This is a genomic window from Solirubrobacter pauli, from assembly GCF_003633755.1.
In the GTDB taxonomy this organism is placed as follows: Bacteria; Actinomycetota; Thermoleophilia; order Solirubrobacterales; family Solirubrobacteraceae; genus Solirubrobacter; species Solirubrobacter pauli.
In genome coordinates this window covers 1,551,829-1,572,305 of record NZ_RBIL01000002.1, presented here as the reverse complement: position 1 = coordinate 1,572,305, position 20,477 = coordinate 1,551,829, and the positions used below count along the sequence as shown (strand labels likewise).

The 20,477-nt window shown below is 72.2% G+C and carries 21 protein-coding genes; 7 read left to right on the top strand and 14 right to left on the bottom strand.

Annotated elements, in window-relative coordinates:
• Positions 1–216 precede the first annotated feature (216 nt).
• A complete protein-coding gene (locus tag C8N24_RS27040; RefSeq protein WP_121256020.1) occupies positions 217–2,022 on the bottom strand; it encodes an alkaline phosphatase in 1,806 nt (601 codons plus the stop codon).
• Positions 2,023–2,200: 178 nt separating this feature from the next.
• Between C8N24_RS27040 and C8N24_RS27035 the strand changes: the two genes are divergently transcribed.
• Positions 2,201–3,076 carry a mechanosensitive ion channel family protein gene (locus tag C8N24_RS27035; RefSeq protein WP_121256018.1) on the top strand — a complete coding sequence of 292 codons (876 nt, stop codon included), beginning with the start codon at positions 2,201–2,203 and terminating at the stop codon, positions 3,074–3,076.
• Here C8N24_RS27035 and C8N24_RS27030 read toward each other — a convergent pair.
• Both C8N24_RS27030 and C8N24_RS27025 read right to left on the bottom strand, forming a co-directional pair.
• Positions 3,073–3,864 carry an SDR family NAD(P)-dependent oxidoreductase gene (locus C8N24_RS27030; RefSeq protein WP_121256016.1) on the bottom strand — a complete coding sequence of 264 codons (792 nt, stop codon included), beginning with the start codon at positions 3,862–3,864 and terminating at the stop codon, positions 3,073–3,075. The two genes, C8N24_RS27035 and C8N24_RS27030, sit on opposite strands and share 4 nt — an antisense overlap.
• On the bottom strand, positions 3,861–5,027 hold the full coding sequence (locus C8N24_RS27025; RefSeq protein WP_170179455.1) for an FIST signal transduction protein: 1,167 nt from the start codon (positions 5,025–5,027) through the stop codon (positions 3,861–3,863). The genes C8N24_RS27030 and C8N24_RS27025 overlap by 4 nt, the downstream gene beginning before the upstream one ends.
• Positions 5,028–5,052: 25 nt before the next feature.
• Between C8N24_RS27025 and miaA the strand changes: the two genes are divergently transcribed.
• Genes miaA through dapD form a run of 4 tightly spaced genes read left to right on the top strand, consistent with a single transcriptional unit; the run spans position 5,053 to position 8,543 of the window.
• Complete coding sequence (gene miaA / locus C8N24_RS27020; protein ID WP_121256012.1) at positions 5,053–5,910, top strand: tRNA (adenosine(37)-N6)-dimethylallyltransferase MiaA; 858 nt, start codon at positions 5,053–5,055, stop codon at positions 5,908–5,910.
• A 3-nt stretch (positions 5,911–5,913) separates the two neighbouring features.
• The gene (gene dapF / locus C8N24_RS27015; RefSeq protein WP_121256010.1) at positions 5,914–6,726 is read left to right on the top strand and encodes a diaminopimelate epimerase; all 813 of its coding nucleotides are present in this window, start codon (positions 5,914–5,916) and stop codon (positions 6,724–6,726) included.
• Between the two features lie 12 nt (positions 6,727–6,738).
• Positions 6,739–7,590 (top strand): SDR family oxidoreductase, encoded by an 852-nt coding sequence (locus tag C8N24_RS27010; RefSeq protein WP_170179454.1) that lies wholly within the window; start codon positions 6,739–6,741, stop codon positions 7,588–7,590.
• Positions 7,587–8,543 (top strand): 2,3,4,5-tetrahydropyridine-2,6-dicarboxylate N-succinyltransferase, encoded by a 957-nt coding sequence (gene dapD, locus C8N24_RS27005; RefSeq protein ID WP_121256006.1) that lies wholly within the window; start codon positions 7,587–7,589, stop codon positions 8,541–8,543. Before C8N24_RS27010 ends, dapD begins: the two co-directional genes overlap by 4 nt.
• A gap of 54 nt (positions 8,544–8,597) precedes the next feature.
• Here the strand turns inward: dapD and C8N24_RS34370 are convergent, their stop codons facing one another.
• From C8N24_RS34370 to dapE, 3 genes are read right to left on the bottom strand one after another with little or no spacing between them, the layout of a single operon-like run.
• On the bottom strand, positions 8,598–8,747 hold the full coding sequence (locus tag C8N24_RS34370; protein ID WP_170179453.1) for a hypothetical protein: 150 nt from the start codon (positions 8,745–8,747) through the stop codon (positions 8,598–8,600).
• Complete coding sequence (locus C8N24_RS27000; protein ID WP_121256004.1) at positions 8,722–9,831, bottom strand: pyridoxal phosphate-dependent aminotransferase; 1,110 nt, start codon at positions 9,829–9,831, stop codon at positions 8,722–8,724. The genes C8N24_RS34370 and C8N24_RS27000 overlap by 26 nt, the downstream gene beginning before the upstream one ends.
• A complete protein-coding gene (dapE, locus tag C8N24_RS26995) occupies positions 9,828–10,886 on the bottom strand; it encodes a succinyl-diaminopimelate desuccinylase (protein WP_121256002.1) in 1,059 nt (352 codons plus the stop codon). The genes C8N24_RS27000 and dapE overlap by 4 nt, the downstream gene beginning before the upstream one ends.
• A gap of 22 nt (positions 10,887–10,908) precedes the next feature.
• Between dapE and hflX the strand changes: the two genes are divergently transcribed.
• On the top strand, positions 10,909–12,228 hold the full coding sequence (hflX, locus tag C8N24_RS26990) for a GTPase HflX (RefSeq protein WP_121256000.1): 1,320 nt from the start codon (positions 10,909–10,911) through the stop codon (positions 12,226–12,228).
• Here hflX and C8N24_RS26985 read toward each other — a convergent pair.
• From C8N24_RS26985 to trhA, 4 genes are read right to left on the bottom strand one after another with little or no spacing between them, the layout of a single operon-like run.
• Positions 12,219–12,989 (bottom strand): hypothetical protein, encoded by a 771-nt coding sequence (locus C8N24_RS26985; RefSeq protein ID WP_121255998.1) that lies wholly within the window; start codon positions 12,987–12,989, stop codon positions 12,219–12,221. The two genes, hflX and C8N24_RS26985, sit on opposite strands and share 10 nt — an antisense overlap.
• Positions 12,986–13,735, bottom strand: a complete 750-nt coding sequence (locus C8N24_RS26980; protein ID WP_147448006.1) for a hypothetical protein — start codon at positions 13,733–13,735, stop codon at positions 12,986–12,988. Before C8N24_RS26980 ends, C8N24_RS26985 begins: the two co-directional genes overlap by 4 nt.
• Positions 13,736–13,752: 17 nt before the next feature.
• Positions 13,753–14,184, bottom strand: coding sequence for a dUTP diphosphatase (gene dut / locus C8N24_RS26975; protein ID WP_121255994.1), 432 nt, complete (start codon positions 14,182–14,184; stop codon positions 13,753–13,755).
• On the bottom strand, positions 14,185–14,838 hold the full coding sequence (gene trhA, locus C8N24_RS26970; protein WP_121255992.1) for a PAQR family membrane homeostasis protein TrhA: 654 nt from the start codon (positions 14,836–14,838) through the stop codon (positions 14,185–14,187). It abuts the gene before it with no gap.
• 127 nt (positions 14,839–14,965) lie between these two features.
• On the opposite strand from trhA, the gene C8N24_RS26965 reads away from it, so the two are divergent.
• Positions 14,966–16,945, top strand: a complete 1,980-nt coding sequence (locus C8N24_RS26965; RefSeq protein WP_170179452.1) for a putative bifunctional diguanylate cyclase/phosphodiesterase — start codon at positions 14,966–14,968, stop codon at positions 16,943–16,945.
• 37 nt (positions 16,946–16,982) lie between these two features.
• Here C8N24_RS26965 and C8N24_RS26960 read toward each other — a convergent pair whose 3' ends face one another.
• Genes C8N24_RS26960 through C8N24_RS26945 form a run of 4 tightly spaced genes read right to left on the bottom strand, consistent with a single transcriptional unit; the run spans position 16,983 to position 20,444 of the window.
• Positions 16,983–17,972 (bottom strand): ABC transporter substrate-binding protein, encoded by a 990-nt coding sequence (locus tag C8N24_RS26960; RefSeq protein ID WP_121255988.1) that lies wholly within the window; start codon positions 17,970–17,972, stop codon positions 16,983–16,985.
• Positions 17,969–18,760, bottom strand: a complete 792-nt coding sequence (locus tag C8N24_RS26955; protein ID WP_245971979.1) for an ABC transporter permease — start codon at positions 18,758–18,760, stop codon at positions 17,969–17,971. The genes C8N24_RS26960 and C8N24_RS26955 overlap by 4 nt, the downstream gene beginning before the upstream one ends.
• Entirely contained in the window at positions 18,736–19,446 is a 711-nt protein-coding gene (locus C8N24_RS26950) for an ABC transporter permease (RefSeq protein WP_121255986.1), read from the bottom strand. Before C8N24_RS26950 ends, C8N24_RS26955 begins: the two co-directional genes overlap by 25 nt.
• On the bottom strand, positions 19,443–20,444 hold the full coding sequence (locus tag C8N24_RS26945; RefSeq protein ID WP_121255984.1) for an ABC transporter ATP-binding protein: 1,002 nt from the start codon (positions 20,442–20,444) through the stop codon (positions 19,443–19,445). The genes C8N24_RS26950 and C8N24_RS26945 overlap by 4 nt, the downstream gene beginning before the upstream one ends.
• Positions 20,445–20,477: the final 33 nt, after the last annotated feature.

Sequence of the window (20,477 nt, the reverse complement as noted above, 5' to 3'; positions counted from 1 at the left end):
GGCGGAGCCGCTCACCCGCACAAGAGCGCACCGGCCGCGGCGCTAGGCGGCGTGCTTCCCGACGCGGGCAGGACCCGCGGCGCGCCACCTGGGCTGAGCGCCACGGCGCCGACGCGAGGCTGCGGCACCGACGCGAGGAGCGCGGCGCCGACGAGGAGCGCGGCGCCGCCGCGCCGCCCCGAATCGAGGCGACGCGGCGACGAAGCGACGCCCGAGCTACGGCGTCGTCGTGGACAGCGTGAGCGTGAGCGTCTTGGCGTAAGTGCCGGTCCGCAGCGGCTCGTTGCTCGCGATGGACTGCTTGAACTCGATCGGCGCGGCGTCGTTGGCGACCGGGCCGGTGTAGGTGACGAGGGTCGTCGGGGTGGCGCCGAGGGCGGCGAAGGCGCCGTCCTTGGCCCGGGCCTGGAGCGGCTGCGCCAGGGCGAAGGTGCCGTTGGTGAGCGTGCCCGGGTTGGTGGTGCCGGCGTCGGCCACGGTGAGGGTGGCCAGGCCGGCGGTCGAGGTGACGTTGGCGGTGAGCGGACCGGCGACGTAGTCCTTCGCGACGCCCGGGACGAAGGCCGGGAACGAGGCGGCGCCGGAGACGGTCAGCGCCAGGGTCGCCGGGACGGAGCCGCCGACGTCGCCGCCGACCGGGGTGGAGGTCGCCGGGCCGGTGCCCGTCTGGGTGTTGGTGAGGATCGGGAACAGCGCGGTCTGGTCGATCGTGCCGGTCACGTCGGCGGCGCGGGGGCCGGAGGCGAAGACCGGGACGGTGGCACCGGTGTGGGACTGGGAGCCGGTGATCGCGGCGGTGCCGTAGGAGATGCGGATCGGGGCGCCGTCAGCGGTCTGCAGGGTCGTGTACTGGCCGCGCGGGACCGTGGTCGGGCCGATGATCTGGCTCGTGTGGGAGTGGTCGGCGCTGACGATGATCAGCGTGTCCGGGTGGGACTTCTGGAACTCCTGGGCGACGCCGAGGGCGTCGTCCATGCCGATCAGCTCGCCGATCTGGCCGCAGGCGTCGGAGGCGTGGTCACGCTTGTCGATCGAGGCGCCCTCGACCTGGAGCACGAAGCCCTTCTGGTTGCCCTCGAGGAGCTTGATGGCCTTGTCGGTCATCTCGGCCAGGGTGGGCTCGGTGCCGCGGTTGGACGGCTGGCACTTGGTGGTGGCCGAGCCGGCGCCGGTGTCGGACGCGATCAGGGGCTGGAACTCCGTCGTCATGTTGGAGTCGTGGAACAGGCCGAGAAGGCGCTCACCCGGGGCGAGCGTGCCGACCGCGTTCATCTCCGCCTCGGTGGCGACGTACTTGTAGCCCTTCTCCTTGGCGTAGTCGATGACGTTCTTCGTGCCACCCGGCTCGAGCGGCTGCGCGTAGCGGGCGCGGCCGCCGCCGAGCACGACGTCGAACTGGTTGTCGGCCTGCTGCTCGGCGATCGAGCCGAGGCCGCCGGCCGCCTTGGTCTCCGTCGGGCACGACGAACGCGTGTCGTTCGGGCCCTGGCACCCACGCTGGGAGATGTGCGCCGACGGGCCCGCCGGCGTCGCGTCGGTGATCTCCGCGGTGGAGACGTTGCCCGTGGAGAGACCGCGCTTCTTCGCGATCTCCATGTAGGTCTCGTAGTTCGTGCCCGGGACGGTGACGCCCGAGCTCGGGCCCTGGCCGAGGCGACCGTCGAGCGTCTTGATGCCGCTCGACCACGCCGCGGCGGTCGGCGCCGAGTCCGGCACGTAGTTGGGCGGGTACGGCGCGGCGGCCGCCGGCCCGACGTTGTAGGTCGTCACGTCGCCGCGGAACGGCAGCGAGTCCATGTTCAGGCGCCCGGCAGCACCCTTGGCGTAGTAGCGGCCCGAGGTGACCTCGGAGTCACCCATGCCGTCGCCGATGAACAGGATGATGTTCTTGGGCTTCGAGATGTCCACCGAAGCCTTGAGCGAAGCGCTCTTGTCGGGCCCCGACTGCCCGACGGCGACCCCGGTCGCCCCGGCCGCGGCCACGCCGACAGCGGCCAGAACCGCAATGCGCGTTGCGCGCATCTTTCCTCCTATTGCCTGTAGTTGGGTCCCTCCGCGGAGGACCCTGCCGGGAATCCGGGCGATCGGAGTGAACGACTTGTGATCGAGATCACGCGACTGAAACCCGGTGCGCCGGGAAGCGTGGATCCCTGAAGTGCCACGTCTCCACCGACCTCACGTCGCGCCCAAGGCGCGCTCATTGACCCTGCAGACCGCCAAGAAAGCCCGCCGCGCCAAGTGGGAGCTGGCGGCGGTCATCCCGCTCCTGGCCCTGACGATCGTCGCGTTCGTCGAGCGCGAGCGCATCTTCGGCCTCGACGCGCCCGTCCGGATCGCTGCTGCGATCGTGATGCTCGCGCTCGGCTGGGCGATCGCTCGCGACCTGGGCCGCTTCACCGCCCCCGCGCTGTTCCGCCGGATGGACCCGGGCACCGCGGGCACCGCGGGCTTCCTGATCCGCTTCGCGTTCCTCGTGATCGCCGCCGTCGCCTCGCTGCGGATCGCGGGCCTTGACCCCGGAACGCTCGCGTTCGGCGGCGCGATCACGGCGGTCGTCCTCGGCCTCGCCGCCCAGCAGACGCTCGGCAACCTGATCGCGGGCCTCGTGCTGATCTCGGTCCGCCCGTTCAAGGTCGGCGACCGCGTCCGCCTGCAGGCCGGTGGCCTCGCCGGCCAGGTCGAGGGCGTCGTGTCCAGCCTCGGCCTGCTCTACACGACGCTCGCCCAGGGCCAGGACTCGATCATGGTCCCGAACAACGTCGTCCTGAGCGCGGCGGTCGTCCCGCTGCGCGAGCCCGCGGCGGTCGACCTCCGGGCCCGCCTCCGGCCCGACGTGCGCCCGAGCGCGATCCAGACGATGCTCGAAGCGGCGATCACCACGCCCACACGCGGGGAGCCGAACATCTCGCTGGAGGAGGTGGACGCCGACGAGGTCGTGGTCCGCATCCAGGCGACGCCACTGTCGGATGCCGACGGGCCCAAGCTCGCCGACGAGGTCCTCGCGGCGGTCGGCAACGCCACCGAGGTGCCCCGCACCGACGGCGTCACCGCCGCCGGCCGGATCAGCGACGGCTAGCGCTTCGACGTCTGCCCGCGCCCGATCGCCTCGGACGTCTTGACGGCACCGAGCTTGCGCTGGACCGAGCCGACCGGGCCCGGCGCCACCGAGGCCAGCAGCGTTCCCGCCCGCAGCGCGACCGGCGCGACGTCGATCTCCGCGCGGTTGAGCTCGATCGCCTTCACGACCGCGCGGGACACGTCCTCCGGGCGCTTCGTGCCGACGAACGGCGGGAGCTTCGCGCCGGACTCGGCGAACATCCCCGCCTCGCGGATGAACCCGGGCAGGACCACGGACACGCCGACGCCCTTGTCGGCGAGGTCCTCCCGCAGTGCCAGGCCGAACCCGCGCAGCCCGAACTTGGTGGCCGCGTAGACCGACGAGCCCGGCGCGCCCGCCTTGCCCGCCAGCGAGGACATGAAGAGCAGGTGCCCGCGCCCGCGCTCGACCATCCGCGGGGACAGCGCCTGCGCGAGCAGCATCGGCGCGCGCAGGTTGACGGTCAGCGCCCGGTCGATCTCCTCGACCGAGAACGAGTGCAGCCCGCCGCTGCCCGGCAGGCCCGCGTTGGCGACGAGCACGTCGACCTCGCCCGCCTCCGCCAGCAGCGCGTCGACGGCGGACGGATCGGCGAGATCCGACGCCACCGCGCGCCCACCGACCTCGGACGCGAGCGGCTCGAGCACGTCGGCGCGCCGCCCCGTGAGCACCAGCGACGCTCCGCGAGCGTGCAACGCCCGCGCGATCGCCTGGCCGAGGCCGCCCGTCGCGCCCGTCAACAACACCCGCGCACCATCGAGGTTCATGCGAACACCGCCACCGTCGCCGTGAAGGAATGCAAGAAGTAGCCGCCGCCGACCGGGCCGATCTCGCCCGCCGCGAAGAAGCCCGCGGCCGGGGCGCCGAAGAGCGCGTCCGCGACGACCTCGGCGTCGTGGTCCGGGCGGCCGAAGAGGCTGCGCCCACGCCCGTTGCAGGCGAAGACCAGCGCACCCGCCGGTGGCCGGCCACCCAGCGCGGTCATCCGGATCGACAGCGCCTCGCGCAGGTCGCGGTCCGCGCTCTCGGCGTCGCGCGCGTGCAGGCGGACGACCTGCCCGGGATGGACATCGGCGGCGACCGCCACCTGGCCCGTCTCCGGATCCGCCCCGACCAGCCCGCGCACGAGGAAGTCGCCCTGCAGGTAGTCGGGCTTGTTGGAGTCCACGACGATGCCGACGAGCAGCCCGCCCTGGACGAGCCGGAGCTCCTCGGGCGGCAGCTCCTCGATCGTGTCACGGAGCTTCTCGAGCGCCGGCTTGCCCGCCAGCTCGCCGATCACGTGCCCCTCGCCGGCGGTGATGGTCAGCTCGGGTCCGATCGGCGACGCGCCCTGGGAGACGGCCGGCAGCATCTCGACGCCGTCGAGGCGCACGCCCACCGCGCCCTCGCTCACGACGCGCTCGTCGATGAACAGCACCGTCTCCTCCTCGGCCCCGCGGCGTCCCGAGGCGAGGCCGCCGATCAGCGGCAGCATCGGCGTCGATTCCGACAGGAACTTGAGCACCGCAGCGGTCGGGAACGTCACCGGATCGCTGAGGAGGACGGCGCCGTCGGCGCCCGTCAGGTCGGCCATGCCGGTCAGCGCGCCCGTGCCCGACTCGATCTCCTCGACCGCCGCGTGGAACGACGTCGCGAGGCCCTCGTCGAGCGAGGCGGCCCAGACCGACACGGCGGTGCCGTTCTCGATCTCGCGGCCGTGCCCGATCACGCCGCCGGCGCCGCACCCGATCAGCGTCTCCGGGCGCAGGATCTCGTGCACGGCTTCGAGGACGAGCTCCGGCGCATCCAGCACGCCGCCGGAGGCGAACAGGACGACGAGGTCGCAGCGGTCCGTGCCCAGCTCGGCGGCGGCCGCTGAGGCCGCGTCCAGCGCCGCGGCGCGCGGCTCGGCGAGCGTCGACAGACCGGTTCCCACGCGGACGGGCATCTCCGGGTGACGATACTGCCCACCCGTGCGCGTCATCGCCGTCTTCGGGCCGACAGGGGTCGGCAAAACCGCCGTGGCCATCGCGGTCGCGGAGCGTCTGCGTGCGCGCGGGGAGGATCCGGTCGCCGTGTCCGCCGACGCCATGCAGGTCTACGCCGGCCTGCCGATCCTCACCGGCGCCGCCGACGCGCACGAGCAGGCGGAGCTCGAGCACCGCCTGCTCGGGTTCGTCCCGGTCGACCAGACGTACTCGGCGGGCGCGTTCGCCAAGCATGCGCACGCGACGATCGACGCGCTGCTCGCGCAGGGGAGGAGGCCGATCGTCGTCGGCGGCACCGGCCTGTACCTGCGCGCCGCGCTGGCGGATCTCGACCTGCGCCCACCGGTCGACCCGGAGATCCGCGCCCGGCTGGCCGCGCGTGACATCGCCGAGCTCCACGCCGAGCTGCCCGCGAGCCTGGGCATCAAGCCCACCGACACGCACCGGATCATCCGCGCGCACGAGCTGCTCGCGGTCGGGGAGCAGCCGCCGTCCGGCGACCAGCTGTGGACCGAGCACACGCGCCACCCGACGCTGCTCGCCGCGCTCGTGATGGACCGCGAGCGCCTCTACGAGCGGATCAACGCCCGCGTGGACGCGATGGTCGCCGCCGGGGCGGAGGCCGAGGTGCGCGCCGTGGCGGACCGCGCGAGCGCCACCGCCCGCCGGGCCGTCGGCTTCGAGGAGCTGCTCGCCGGCGACGTCGAGCGCATGAAGACCAACACCCGCCGCTACGCCAAGCGGCAGCTCACGTGGTTGCGCAAGCTGCCCGGAGCGCACCTCGTCGACATGACCGATCGGGGCCCGGAGGACGTCGCCGCCGAGCTTGTCGCCATGATCTAAGGCTTGCGCTTCGAAAAGTGGCAGGCGCTGGGCAACGACTACCTCATCTTCGAGGAGGTCGAGCTGTCCGCGAAGACGGTGCAGCGGCTGTGCGATCCGCACTTCGGGCCGGGCGCCGACGGCGTCCTCGTCCTCACGCGGCCGGACGAGCCGGGGTACGTCGCGCGGCTGCGGATCTACAACCCGGACGGCAGCGAGGCCGAGCTGTCCGGCAACGGCGCGCGCGAGGCGATCCTGTACCTGCGCCGCCACTGGACGGACGCCGACACGTTCAGCATCCAGACGCTGGCGGGGGAGATCCGCCCGACGATCACGTCGCCGACCACGTGCCGTGTGGACATGGGCCGCGCGAGCCTCACCTCGGCGAACTACCCGGCCGGTGGGCCCGACGGCACCGGTGAAGTCGCTGGCTACGCGTTCCAGCACGTGCACATCGGCAACCCGCAGTGCGCGATCCGCGTCCCGGACCCCGACGCGCTGAACCTGCAGGAGATCGGGCCGGGGATCGAGAACAGCCCGTTGTTCCCGAACCGCACGAACGTCTCCTTCTGGCACGAGATCGCCCCCGACGCGATCCGCGCGCGCATCTTCGAGCGCGGTGTCGGGGAGACGCTGTCGAGCGGCACCGGGGCGAGCGGCGCGGCGGTGGCGCACGTGGTCCGCGGCGGCGAGTCGCCGGTGACCGTCCACCTGGACGGCGGTGAGCTCGTGGTGGACGTCGACGACGCCCTGCACGTGGACCTGACCGGATGGGCCAAGCCGATCTACCGCGCCGAGCTGAGCGAGGAGTTCCTGAACGAGATGGAGGCCGAATAGACGATGCTGCTGGTGACCGGTGCGACCGGGACGACGGGGATGGAGGTCATCAAGGCGCTCAAGGCCCGCGGCGCCGAGGCCCACGCGCTCGTGCGCGACGAGACCAAGGCCCACCACCTGCGCGATCTCGGCTTCGAGCCCGTCACGGGCGATCTCGGTGACCCGCGCACGCTCGGCCCGGCGCTCGAGGGCGTCACCCGCGCCTACCTGTGCTCGCCGATCGGCCCGATGCAGTCCGAGTTCGAGCAGGCGTTCCTGGAGACCGCGAAGGAGGCGGGCGTCCAGCACGTGGTCAAGCTCAGCGTGATCGGCGCGAACCCGGAGGCGCCGCTGCGGTTCGCCCGCACCCACGCCCGCGTCGAGCAGGCGCTGCGCGACTCCGGCATGGCCTGGACGCTGCTGCGACCGACGAGCTTCATGCAGAACACGCTCGCCTGGGGCGCGCGCGTGCTCGACGGCACGTTCTACTCGCCGGTCCCGGACGCGGCCTTCAGCCTCGTCGACGCGCGCGACGTGGCCGAGGTGGCCGCCGTCGCGCTGACCGAGGACGGGCACGAGGGCAAGGCGTACGGGCTGTCCGGCCCGGAGGCCGTCTCCTATCGTGACCAGGCGAAGCGGGTGTTCGCGGCCGCGGGGCGCGAGATCGAGGTCGAGGAGATCCCGGTCGAGGCCTTGAAGCGCGAGCTCGTGCGCGCCGGGGTCCCGCCCTGGAACGCCGAGGGCCTGAGCGAGCAGTTCGAGCTCTACGCGAGCGGCGGGCTGCAGATGGTGACGTCCGGCGTCAAGGACGCGCTGGGCCGTGATCCCCGCACGATCGACGACTTCGCGAAGGACCACGTGGACGCATTCAAGGAGCAGGCATGATCGAAGGTGGGGCCTGGGGTGCCGGGCTGGCGACGTACTCGGGCGACCGCATCCTGGAGGTCTTCTACCCCGCGCCGCGGCTGGGTGGCGAGGGCGAGTCGGCGCTCACCGAGCTGAGCGCGGACGCGGCGGCCGAGCACGGCCTGCCGACCGCGCAGCGCGCCGACGACCTGCGCGACGTGCGCCAGGCCTCGGTGCTCACGCGCATCGCCGACCTGGGCAAGCCGCCGCGCAACACGGCCGACGCCTACCTGCGCCTGCACCTACTCAGCCACCGGCTCGTCAAGCCGCGCAGCATCAACCTCGAGGGCATCTTCGGCGTGCTGCCGAACGTCGCCTGGACGAGCGTAGGGCCGATCGACCCCGCGAACCTCACGGCGGTGCAGCTGAAGGCGCGCGCGAACGGCATCGCGCTGCAGGTCTTCAGCGTCGACAAGTTCCCGCGCATGACCGACTACGTCGCGCCCGCCGGCGTGCGCGTCGCCGACGCCGACCGCGTGCGTCTCGGCGCGCATCTGGCCGAGGGCACGACGGTCATGCACGAGGGCTTCGTGAACTACAACGCGGGCACGCTCGGCACCTCGATGGTCGAGGGCCGCATCTCCGCGGGCGTCGTGGTCGGGGACGGCAGCGACGTGGGCGGCGGCGCCTCGATCATGGGCACGCTGTCGGGCGGCGGCGCCGAGGTGATCTCGATCGGCGAGCGCTGCCTGCTCGGCGCGAACGCGGGCATCGGCATCTCGCTCGGCGACGAATGCACGGTCGAGGCCGGCCTCTACGTCACCGCGGGCACGATCATCACGCTTCCGGACGGGGAGACGGTCAAGGGTCGCGACCTCAGCGGCGTGACCGGCCTGTTGTTCCGCCGCAACTCGAAGACCGGCACGGTCGAGGCGCTGCCGCGCTCGGGCAACTGGGCCGGCCTCAACGCGGCACTGCACGCCAACGAGTGACGTAGCTCGACGGTCGCTCGTGGAACATTCATAGCTGGACGAACATGCCGGTCGCTACGCGGGCGAGCTTCGCCTCGGCGCGAGCGCCACGAGGTCGTCGATCAGCGCCGGCGGCGGTCCCGGGCGGGCGCGCTCGTAGGTGTGCGGGTCCGCGCCGAACGACTCGGCGCGGACGCGGTCAAGGTGCCATGCGCTCGATGGCACGCTCGATCGCCTCGAGCGGCGGGACGAGGGCGATCCGCAGGTAGCCCTCGCCCGCCGGGCCGAAGAACGAGCCGGGCGCGACGATCACGCCCCGCTCGAGCCACTGCGCGGCGAGGTCGTCGGAGCCCTCCATCCAGAGGAAGAACGACGCGTCGCCGCCGGCGGAGCGCAGGCCGAGCGCTTCCAGGGCGGGGAGGAGGAGGTCCCGCTTGGCGCGGTAGCGGGCGCGGACCTCGGTGACGTGGGTCTCCTCGTTCCAGGCGGCGATCGCGGCGCGCTGGAGCACCTCGGGCGGCGCGACGCCGACGTTCGGGCGGTACTTCTTCAGCGCGGCGACGATGTCCGGGTCGCCCGCGACGAAGCCGGCGCGGTAGCCGGGCATCGAGGAGCGCTTGGACAGCGTGTTGAAGACCGCGACGTTCGTGAGGTCGCTCAGCTGGAGCGCGGAGTCGGGCGCGGCAGAGCCGAAGTAGAGCTCGGAGTAGGCCTCGTCACTGGCCAGGACGAAGCCGTGCTCGCGAGCGAGCGCCGCGGCCTGCTCGTAGAACGCGACCGGCGCGGTGGCGCCCGTCGGGTTGTTCGGGTAGTTCAGCCACAGGATCGCCACGCGCGACCAGTCGACCGCGTCGAGGTCCGGGAGCCAGCCGTCGGCCTCGCGCAACGGCAGCTCGACGACCTCCTTGCCGGCGAAGCGCGCGCCGCGGTCGTAGACCGGATACGCGGGCTGGGGCACGACCACCTGATCGCCGGCGAAGACGTGCGCCAGGCCGAAGACGGCCTCCTTGGAGCCCAGCGTGGGCACGATCTGCGTGTCCGGGTCCAGCGTGGCGGAGAAGCGGCGGGACGCCCAGCCGGCGATCGCCTCGCGCAGCGCGGGCAGGCCGACCGCGGTCGGGTACGGCGCCAGCGGCGTGATCGCGGCCGCGAGCGCCTCGCGGATGAACGCCGGCGTCTCCTCGCGCGGCTCGCCCATCCCGAAGTCGATGATCTCGATGCCCGTCGCGCGCAGCCGCGCCCGGGCGGCTTCCAGCTTCACGAACGGGTAGGTGCCGAGGCCTTCGAGGACCGGGGACAGGCGGATCACGAGCCGAACGCCTCCAGGACGCGGTGGGCGTGCAGGAGGCCGTCGATCGTGATCGACTCCGTGCGCTGGTGCGCCTGCGACGTCTGGCCGGGGCCGAAGTTGACGGCCGCGAAGCCCGCGGCGGCGAACTCGGCGACCGGCGTCCACGCCTGCTTCGGGGCGACGGCGAGGTCGCCGGCCTTGATCAGCTTCTGGGCGAGCGGATGGTCCAGCGCGGCGGGCGCGGAGCCCGAGTTGCCGGTGATCTCGAGCTCGCCGAGCCCGGCGGTCATCGCGTGCAGGCGCTTCTCGGCCTCCTCGGGCGTCTTGCCGGGGCCGTAGCGGTAGTTGACGTGCGCGGTCGCGCGGTCGGGGATGACGTTGGCCGCGATCCCGCCCTCGACGCGCGTCACCGACGCCACCTCGTGGTAGGTCAGGCCGTCCGACACGATCGGGATCGACGGGGCGGCCGCCAGCGCGGCGATGCCGACCGCGGCGCGGTGGATCGCGTTGTCGGCCTGCCACGGCCGCGCCGAGTGCCCGGAGCGGCCGGAGAATGTCCAGGTCGCGTTGATGTTGCCCAGGCAGCCGGCGTGCAGCTGGCCGTCGGTCGGCTCCATCACGACCACGAAGTCGTGCTCGAACGTGTGCCGCTCGAGCAGCGGCGTCAGCGCGCTCTCGCTCGACGGCAGCTCCTCCCGCGGGAAGAACAGCGCCGCGTACGGGGCACGGGCGAGCACCAGCTCGATCATCACCGCGAGCGCGCCCTGCATGTCCGACGCGCCGAGCCCGTGCACGTGCCCGCGCTCGATCCGGCCGGGCAGGTTGTCCTGCGCCGGAACGGTGTCCAGGTGCCCGGCGAGCAGCACCGACGGCCGCGTCTCGGCGGGGTAGGCGAGCACGCACGAGTCGCCCAGGTCCTCGACCACGGCGCCGCCCTCGCGCAGCACGCCGGCGACGTGCTCGGCGAGCGCCGCCTCCTCGCGGGACTCCGACGGGATGTCGATCAGCTCGAGCGTCCGCGCCGCGAGGCGATCAGCTAGCTCGGATTCGCTTGGCGCGGGGGCGACGGGCATAGGTCCGAGGACTCTAGAATGAGTGGTCTTGGAACGCTCTCGCAATGGCCGCACCACCCAGTCCAGCTACGCCGCCAAGGCGGAGCCGCGGGCTCGGCAGCGCGCCTTCTGCATTGCCGCTTCGGAGGAGACGACGGACCTGGAGGAGCTCAAGGAGCTTCTGCGCACCGCCGGTGTCGCCACCGTGGGCGAGCTTGTCCAGAAGCGCGACTCGCCCCATCCCAACGTCTATCTCGGCCCCGGCAAGGTGGACGAGCTCAAGTCGCTGCTCAAACGGGCGGACGCGAACGTCGTCGTCGCCGACGACGAGCTGACGCCGCGCCAGCAGCGCAACCTGGAGGGCGAGCTCGACCTCCCAGTGCTCGACCGCACATCGGTGATCCTCGACATCTTCGCCTCGCACGCCCACACGGCCGAGGGCAAGATGCAGGTCGAGCTGGCCCAGCTCGAGTACAACATGGCCCGCATGCGCGGCCTGTGGACGCATTTGGAGCGTCTCGGCGCCGGCCGTGGCGTGGGCGGCATCGGCACCCGTGGCCCGGGCGAGTCGCAGATCGAGACGGACCGCCGCCTCGCGCGCGACCGGATCACGGTCCTCCGCCGCCGGCTGGACCAGGTGAAGCTCACGCGCGCGACGCAGCGCGCCGAGCGCGAGCGGGCGCACCTGCCGAACGTCGCGCTCGCGGGGTACACGAACGCCGGCAAGTCGACGCTGCTCAACGCGCTCACCGGCTCCGAGGTCGGCGTGCGGAACCGCCTGTTCCACACGCTGGACCCGACCACGCGCACGCTCAAGCTGCACGGTCGCACGTTCCTCGTGACGGACACCGTCGGCTTCATCCGCAAGCTCCCGCATCAGCTCGTGAACGCGTTCGCCGCGACGCTGGAGGAGACCGTGCTGGCCGACATGGTCCTGCACGTGGTCGACGCCGGCGCGCCCGAGGAGGAGCTCGAGGCGATGACCCGCGCCGTCGAGGACGTGCTGGAGGAGATCGAGGCCGGCGGCTCGCCGCGGATGCTCGTGCTCAACAAGGCGGACCTGCTCGACGACGAGCGCCGCCGTGAGCTGTCCTTCCGCCACCCGGACGCCGTGCTCGTCTCCGCGCAGACCGGCGAAGGCCTCGAGGAGCTGCAGGAGCGCATCCACGTCGAGTTCGAGAAGACGCTCCAGGACGTGGACCTGCTCGTGCCCTACAGCGAGGGCGGGCTCCTGTCGGAGCTGCACGACGTCGCGGGCGAGATGGGCCGCGAGGACACCCCGGAGGGCGTGCGGGTGACCGCGCGGCTGCCGAAGGTCGTGGCGGAGCGCTACAGCCGCTACTCGCTCAACGGTCAGCCGTGATGGCGCCCCACGCTGGCTGACCGCACCCGCTGGTCGTCGCCGTAGGTGACGGTCAGCGTGCGGTAGCTGGGGAAGCTCATGGCGTCCGTGCCCTGCCAGAGGGTGTAGGAGCGGTACCCCAAGGTGCTGGACTGGCCGCCGAGCAGGTCGTCGACCTCGTCGCGGTGCATCCCGATCAGCGTGTGGCAGCGCACGAGCGCTTCGCCAACGCGCTCGCGGGTGTCCTCGGACCGCCACGCCGACCCGTCGAACCGGAACCCGTCGCACGGGTCGCCGGCGGCCGCGATCGCCACCGTGGCGCCCGCGCCGAGCAGCCCGGTGACGGCGAGCACGCCTGTCACCAGCCTCCGCACCCGGCGCGTCAGCTCGACCGGCAGCGCGACCGCGACGATCACCGCCGCCAGGACCCCGCCGAGCGCCAGCGCGGTCCAGAACGCCAGCTCATCGTTCGGCGTGGCGTGGGCGACACGCTCCTCCAACCCGGCACGGACCTGCTCGGCGGCGAACAGCGCCACGAAGACGTACGCGCCTAGCACCGCGAGCACGGCGATGCCCTGCGGGGCGACCAGCGCTCCGCGCGCCCAGCGTCCGGCGAGCACGGGCCAGACCGCCAGCGCCATCAAGCACGCCGCCACGAACACCGCCAGCGCGACCGCCACCGAGCCGAACAGGGCCGCGAGCAACGCCCAGACGACCACGACGAACGACGCGCCCAGCACGAGCGCGGCGGCCGTCAGCCGCAGCCAGATCGGCCGGCTCAATCCATCCACGTCTCGTCCACCGGCCCATGCAGCTCCGCCGAGCGGACGCGGCCGTCGTCGCCGAAGTCGACCTCGAGCCGGCCGCCGAGCCACAGGGCGTCGCGCCGATCACCGCGCCAGCCGCGCTCGCCCGGCCAGTCGACGAGCTGCGCCCGCAGCTCGGCCTCGGTCAGCCCGTCGAGCGTGCCGCAGCGCACGAGCCCGTCCGCCACCGGGTCAGGGTCACGCTGCCACGCCGCGCGGTCGAACGCGAACCGCTCGCAGGGGTCCGAGCCGGCGATCGCCACCGCCGCGCCCGCGGTGCCGAACCCGAGCACCGCCAGCACGCCCACGACCCGGACGAGGACGCGGCGGTTGACGGCCACCGGCACGGTCGCGCAGACGAGCGCCGCGAGGAGCACGCTCTCGGCGGCCATCAGCACCCACACGGCGGACTCGCCGGCGGGCGTCGCCCGGACGTCGCGGGCGGCGAGCGCGTCCCGGGCTCCGTCGACCGCGAGCACGGCGATCGCCGCGTAGATCGCCAGCAGCAGGACCGTGAAGAAGCCCTGCACGGCGAACGCGTCACGGTCCCAGCGACCGCGGAGCAGCGGCATGGCGACGATCGGCGAGATGCCGAGGACGGCCAGCGCCACGAAGCCGGCGGCCTCCGACGGCACCCAGAACCAAAAGACGGTGACCGGGGCGGCCAGAAGCACCGCGGCCGCAGCCAGCACGCGCAGCCAACGCGGTCGGGAACGCGTCATTGCGTCAATCTAGCCGCTCAGCGGCCAGACGAGCCGAACCCTCCGGCACCGCGGTCGCTGTCCGTCAGCGCGTCCACCACCGTCAAGGCGGGCGCGGCGAAGGCGACCAGCAGCAGCTGCGCGATCCGATCGCCCGGCTCGGCGGACCACGGCTCGGCGCCGTGGTTGATCAGGATCACCTTCAGCTCGCCGCGGTAGTTGGGGTCGATCAGGCCGGGCGCGTTCACGCACGAGATGCCGTGCTTGATCGCCAGACCGGAGCGGGGGAGGACGAGCCCGCACATCCCGGGCGGGATCGCGACGGCGACGCCGGTGGGCACCAGCGCGCGCTCGCCCGGCGCGAGCGTGACCGGCTCGACGCACGCGAGGTCGTAGGCGGCGTCGCCGTCGCGACCGCGCCCGGGGACCCGCGCATCGGGATGCAGCAGTTGGACTTCGATGGCCGACAGCTAACTGTGCAGCCCGGACGGCACGATCCAGCCCGCCATGGCGACGAAGTGCGCGACCGCCGCGAGGATCACGAACACGTGGAAGATCTCGTGGAACCCGAACACCTTCGGCCACGGGTTCGGCCGACCCATCGCGTAGATGACGGCGCCGATCGTGTACAGCAGGCCGCCGAGGCCGATCAGCGTCAGCGGCACCGTCGCCAGCTCCGACTGCATCTGCGGGAACGCGACGACGGCGACCCAGCCGAGCGCGAGATAGCAGATCGCGCACAGCCACCGCGGGGCGTTGATCCACGCGATCGAGAGGGTGACGCCCGCGGCCGCGCCCGCCCAGACCGAGATCAGCACGATCCACTGCGTCGCGCCGCTGAGCACGAGCCAGCCCACCGGCGTGTACGTCGCCGCGATGAACACGTAGATCATCGAGTGGTCCACGCGCCGCAGCCACGGCCGCCAGGACGGGTTCCAGCGCCAGCGGTGATAGAGCGCGCTGCCGCCGAACAACGCGCACAGCCCGATCCCGTACACGGCGGCGGCCATCCGCGGCTCGCGACCGGGGGTGAAGACGATCAACAGCGCAGCGGCGACGACCGCGACGAAGAACGCGTAAGCGTGCGAGACCCCGCGCAGGCGAGGGATGTCGAAGGCGTCCATGGCGAAGGTATTCCCCGATCTCACTCCATCGAATATGACGAATGGGGTAAAGACCCGAACGTCTAGAACCGATCTGGACGGGTAACCAGTGCTTTTGCCAGTGTCCAGCCGGAGGGATCAGGTCCAGGTGTTGTTCGATGCCATCCCCGTGCCCTGCTACTTCTGGCGGCACGCCGACGGCACGTTCGTGCTGGAGCGCGCCAACCGATCGGCCTTCGACACGGCCGGAGCGGGCGTGAGCGCGCTGATCGGCCGTCCGGTCACCGAGGTCTTCGCCGATCGGCCCGAGCTGCAGCAGGACCTCGAGCGCGTCCTGGCCGACGGCACGCAGGTCGAGCGCGAGCTGTTCTACGAGCGCGGCCACAACGGCGCCGGGCTGCGGCTGATCGTCCGCTTCGTCGCGGTCGGGCCCGACCTGGTCCTCGCCCACACCGAGGACATCACGCAGCTGCGCGGCAACGAGGAGCGCCTGCGCGCGGTGCTCGCCACGGTCGAGGCCGGCCTGATGGCGATCGACGTCGGCGGCCAAGTCACCGACGTGAACCCCGCGGTGGAGGACATCCTCGGCATCCCGCGCGAGCGCATGCTCGGCGACCCGAGCTGGTGGGACGCGATCGGCCTGCGCGACATGGACGGCAATCCGCTCGACCGCGGCGCCAACAGCCCGTGGGCGCGCACGATCGTGCACGGCGAGGCGGTCCGCGACGTCAAGCAGCAGATCACCCGCCCCGACGGCACGGTGATCGCGATCTCCGCCAACTACCAGCCGCTGCGGACCGGTGCGAGCGGCGAGGTCACCGGGATGGTGGCGTCGCTGACCGACATCTCCGAGGCCCGGCGGCTGCAGGCGCAGCTCGCCCACCAGGCGCTGCACGACCCGCTCACGGGCCTCCCGAACCGGCTGCTGTTCCAGGAGCGCCTCGGCCAGGCGCTCAAGCGCTCCGAGCGCAAGCGGATCGCCGTGTTCCTGCTCGGGCTGGACCGCTTCCGCGCCGTCAACGACACGCACGGCCACGGCGCCGGCGACAACGTGCTGATCGAGGTCTCGACGCGCCTGCACCAGGTGCTCGACGTCGCCGAGCCGCTCGCCCGCATGGGCGGGGACGAGTTCGCCGTGCTCTCCGAGTGCGCCGACGAGCGCGAGGCCGCGGACGTCGCCGCGCGGCTCGCCCGCACGTTCCGCGCGCCGCTGGAGACCGGCAGCCAGATCACGGCCTCGATCGGGATCGCGATCGAGGAGCCCGGCCACAGCGCGGCCGACCTCATCCAGGGCGCGGACGCGGCCGTCGAGCGCGTGAAGGCGCGCGGCGGCAACTCGTTCGAGATCTTCGACCGCGCGATGGAGGGCCGCCTGCGCGACCGGCTGCGGATCGAGGACGGCCTGCGGCGCGCGATCCTCAAGGACGAGCTGCGCCTCGTCTATCAGCCGATCGTGCAGCTCGAGCCGCAGCGCACGGTCGCCCTGGAGGCGCTCGTGCGCTGGCAGCACCCCGAGGAGGGGCTGCTCGGCCCGGGCCGGTTCCTGCCGGTCGCCGAGCAGGACGCCCAGCTGATCTCCGACATCGGCCGCTGGGTCCTGCGGCGCGCGTGCATCGAGTCGCGCCTGTTCCCCGAGGACATCCGGATCAGCGTCAACGTCGCCGCCCGCGAGCTCGGGCAGGAGGGCTTCCCGGAGCGGATCATCGACACGCTCGAGCAGACCGGCACCGCGCCCGAGCGGATCGGCCTCGAGATCACCGAGACGACCCTCATGGAGGGCGGGGATGCGGCCATCAGCGGCCTCGAGCAGCTCTCGCGCCATGGCATGTACGTCTCGCTCGACGACTTCGGCACCGGCTACTCGAGCCTGACGCGGCTCGCCCGGCTGCCGCTGAACGCGATCAAGCTCGACCGCGGGTTCGTGGCCCGCTACACCGGCGAGCGCGACCGGCGGATCATCGAGGCGGCCGTGTCGATCGGCCGCGCCGCCGACCTCAACGTCGTCGCCGAGGGCGTCGAGACCGAGGACCAGCTGGAGCTCCTGCGCGCCGCGGGCTGCGGCTTCGTGCAGGGCTACCTGCTCGGGCGGCCTTCGCTACCCGAGCAGGTGCTGCAGACGCTGGCCTGAGCGGGGGAGTCGCGAGGGGGCGGCAGCCCCCTCGGTCCTACTTGACCAGGCCGGTCTCGCTCAGGTACTCCTTCGCGACGTCGGCCGGCTCCTTCTTGTCCAGGTCGACGCGCGCGTCCAGCTCCTGCATCGCGTCGTCGGTCAGCGGCTTCTGGATCAGGTCGATCGTCTTCGCCAGGTCCGGGCCCGCCTGCTCGGCGGTCTCGGCCTTCATGACGAGCACCGGGTTGTACGGCGGGAACATGCCCTTGTCGTCCTCGAGCAGGACCTCGTTGTTGCGCTTGATCTGCGGGTCGGTCGTGTAGACGATCGACACGTCGGCGCGACTGGACTGCAGCACCTCGTGGCGCTGGTCCGGGGACACGGGCGTGAACTTCTTGAACTTGAGGCCGTAGACCTCCTCGAGCCCGAGCAGGCAGTCCATGCGCTTGCGGCACTCGGACGTGCCGTAGAGCGTGAGCTGGTCCGCGACCTTCGAGAGGTCGGAGATGTTCTTCAGGCCGTACTTGTCGGCCGTCTCCTTGGTCACCGCGACCTCGTTGGACGAGGTGAACGGCGTCGGCGGGAAGGCCGTCAGGCCCTCCTTCTCGAAGTCGGCCTTGGCCTCCTCGTAGGCGGCCTGCGGGTCCTTCGGCAGGTCCGCCGCGTCCTTGCCGAAGAACACGGTCAGCGCCGTGCCGGTGTACTCCGGGTAGGCGGAGATCTCGCCGGCCTTGAGCGCCGCGAGCGCGGCGTCCTGGTCGCCCAGGTTCAAGTCGGTCTTGGTGGTGTAGCCCGCGGCCGCGAGGCCCTGGGCGTAGATCTCGCCGAGCACCTTCTGCTCGGTGAAGTTCTTGGACCCGATCGTCAGCGTGATCTTCGCGTTGTCGGGGTTGCTGGTGATCTGGCCGCTGGCCTCCGCGGTCGCGGAGGGCGTGGCCTCCGTCTCGCCGGCGGGGGTCGCCGGCTCCTCCTCGTCACCGCAGGCGGCGAGGCCGAGGGCGAGCGAGGCGAAGGCGGTCGCGAGTAGGTAGGGGGCACGTCTCATGGTGCTGTCTGAATCCTCCTCTTGGAAAGACCGAAGCGAGTGCGCGCACGGTCCTCGGGACCGCGCGCAAGCTTGATGCCGGCGGGCGTCACCGCGCGCTGGACGGCCGAGAGGCCGACCTCCGCGGCGATCGCCAGCGCGGCGACGATGATCGAGGCGCCGATCTGGCCCTCGCGCCCGTACACGGACGCGGCCACGAGCGGGTCGCCGAGCGTGACCACGCCGACCAGCGGCGCGATCGTGGCGGTGGCGATCACGTTGACCGTCGACGTCTTGATGCCGCCGAAGATCAGCGGCAGCGCCAGCGGCAGCTCGACCTGGCGGATCACCTGCGCGCCGCTCAGCCCCATCCCGCGCGCGGCGTCCACCGCGTCACGGTCGGTCTGGCGGACGCCGACGTAGGCGTTGGTCAGGATCGGCGGGATCGCCAGCAGCGCCAGCGCGAGCGTCACGTTCAGGAACTCGGGGCTGCTCGGGAAGAACGCGATGAACAACGCGATCAACGCGACGCTCGGCACGGCCCGGCCGACGTTCGAGGTGCTGATGGCCAGGAACGAGAAGCGGCCGGTGTGGCCGAGGATGAGGCCGAGCGGGAGCGCGATGACGAGCGCGAGACCCATCGCCGCCGCGGTGAGCTTGAGGTGCTCCCACAGCAGCGGCAGGTTCTGCGCGCCGCCCACCGGCGACCCGCGCTGGTTCTCGCGCTCGGTGAAGATGAACGAGATCGCGTCCCCGAACTCGCCCAGGGCGGCGAACGTCGCGCTCATGTCGCCGCTCCGCGGGTCCACGGCGTCATCAGCTTCTGGATGCCGAGCACGGAGAGGTCGAGCACGACCGCGAGCAGCACGCACAGCCCGCCCGCGACGACCACGTTCGAGCGGAACTGCGTGTCCGCGAAGATCGCCTCGCCCAGGCCTCCCGCGCCGGCCAGGAACACGAGCGCGGTCAGGCCGACCGTGGTGGTGACCGCGATCCGCAGCCCGGCCATGATCGCCGGCAACGCCAGCGGCAGCTCGACGCGCCACAGCAGCTGGCGCGGCGTGAGGCCCATGCCGCGGCCGGCGTCGCGCGCCTCCTCCGGCACCTCCTCGAGCCCGGTGATCACGTTGCGGAAGATGATCAGCAGCGAGTAGGCGACCAGCGCGATGATCGCGGTCGTCTTGCCGCGGCCGGTGAGCGGCAGCAGCAGGAAGAACAGCGCGACGCTGGGCAGCGTGTAGAGGATGCCCGTGATCTGGGTGATCGGCGGGATCAGCCAACGCCGCCGGTGCGCGATCAGCGCGAGGCCGAAGGCGATCAAGAAGCCGATCGCGACGCTGATCAGCGTCAGCTCGGTGTGCTCGATCAGCGGCGTCTTGTACCGCTCCCAGTTGTCCGCGATCCAGTCCGGGCAGAACCCGTTGCGCTCGACGCACGTGGCCGGCTGGCTCTCCCGGTCGCGGAGCTGGAGCTGGGCGAGCAGGACGAGGCTCAAGACTTCGCCAACCTCGCGAGGGTCTCGACCGTGAGCGAGCCGATCGCGGCGCCGTGCTCGTCGACGACGCGGCCGTGCAGCGCGCCGTGCTGGAGCAGGTCCGACAGCGCGTCGCGCAGCGGCAGCGTGAGCGCGATCTCCGGGCCGCCGTTCGCGCTGCCGAGCTGATCGCGCGGGATGTCGCTCACCTTCAGCAGCGCGAGCCGCTTGAGCGCGCGGTCGGCGCCGACGAAGTCCTCGACGAACGCGTTCGCCGGGTGCAGCAGGATCTCCGACGGGCTCGCGTACTGGGCGAGCTTGCCGCCCACCTGCAGGATCGCGATCTTGTCGCCCATCTTGATCGCCTCGTCGATGTCGTGCGTGACGAAGACGATCGTCTTGCGGATCTCGGCCTGCAGGCGCAGGAATTCGTTCTGGAGCCGCTCGCGGTTGATCGGGTCGATCGCGCCGAACGGCTCGTCCATCAGCATCAGCGGCGGGTCGGCGGCGAGGGCGCGGGCCACGCCGACGCGCTGGCGCTGGCCGCCGGACAGCTGCGCCGGGTAGCGCTGCGCCATCTCGGCCGGCAGCCCGATCAGGTCGAGCAGCTCGTGGACGCGCGCGTCGACCTTCGCCTTGTCCCAGCCGAGCAGCCGCGGGACGGTCGCGATGTTGTCCGCGATCGTCTTGTGCGGGAACAGCCCGATCTGCTGGATCACGTAGCCGATCTCGCGCCGCAGCTCGTCCGCGTCGCGGTCCTTGACGCTGCGCCCACCGACGAGGATGTCGCCGCCGGTGATGTCGATCATCCGGTTGACCATCCGCATCGCGGTGGTCTTGCCGCACCCGGACGGGCCGACCAGCACGCAGATCTCGCCCGCGGGGACGGTCAGGCTCAGGCCGTCGACGGCGGCGGCGTCCGAACCCGGGTAGCGCTTGGTCGCTTCGGCGAACTCGAGCTCGACCGCTTGGCGGTAGCCGGACGGCCCCTCGGATTGGGCGGAGTTGGTCGATGGCAAGAGGAAATCCCGGAAACGGGGGTGGGAAAGCGG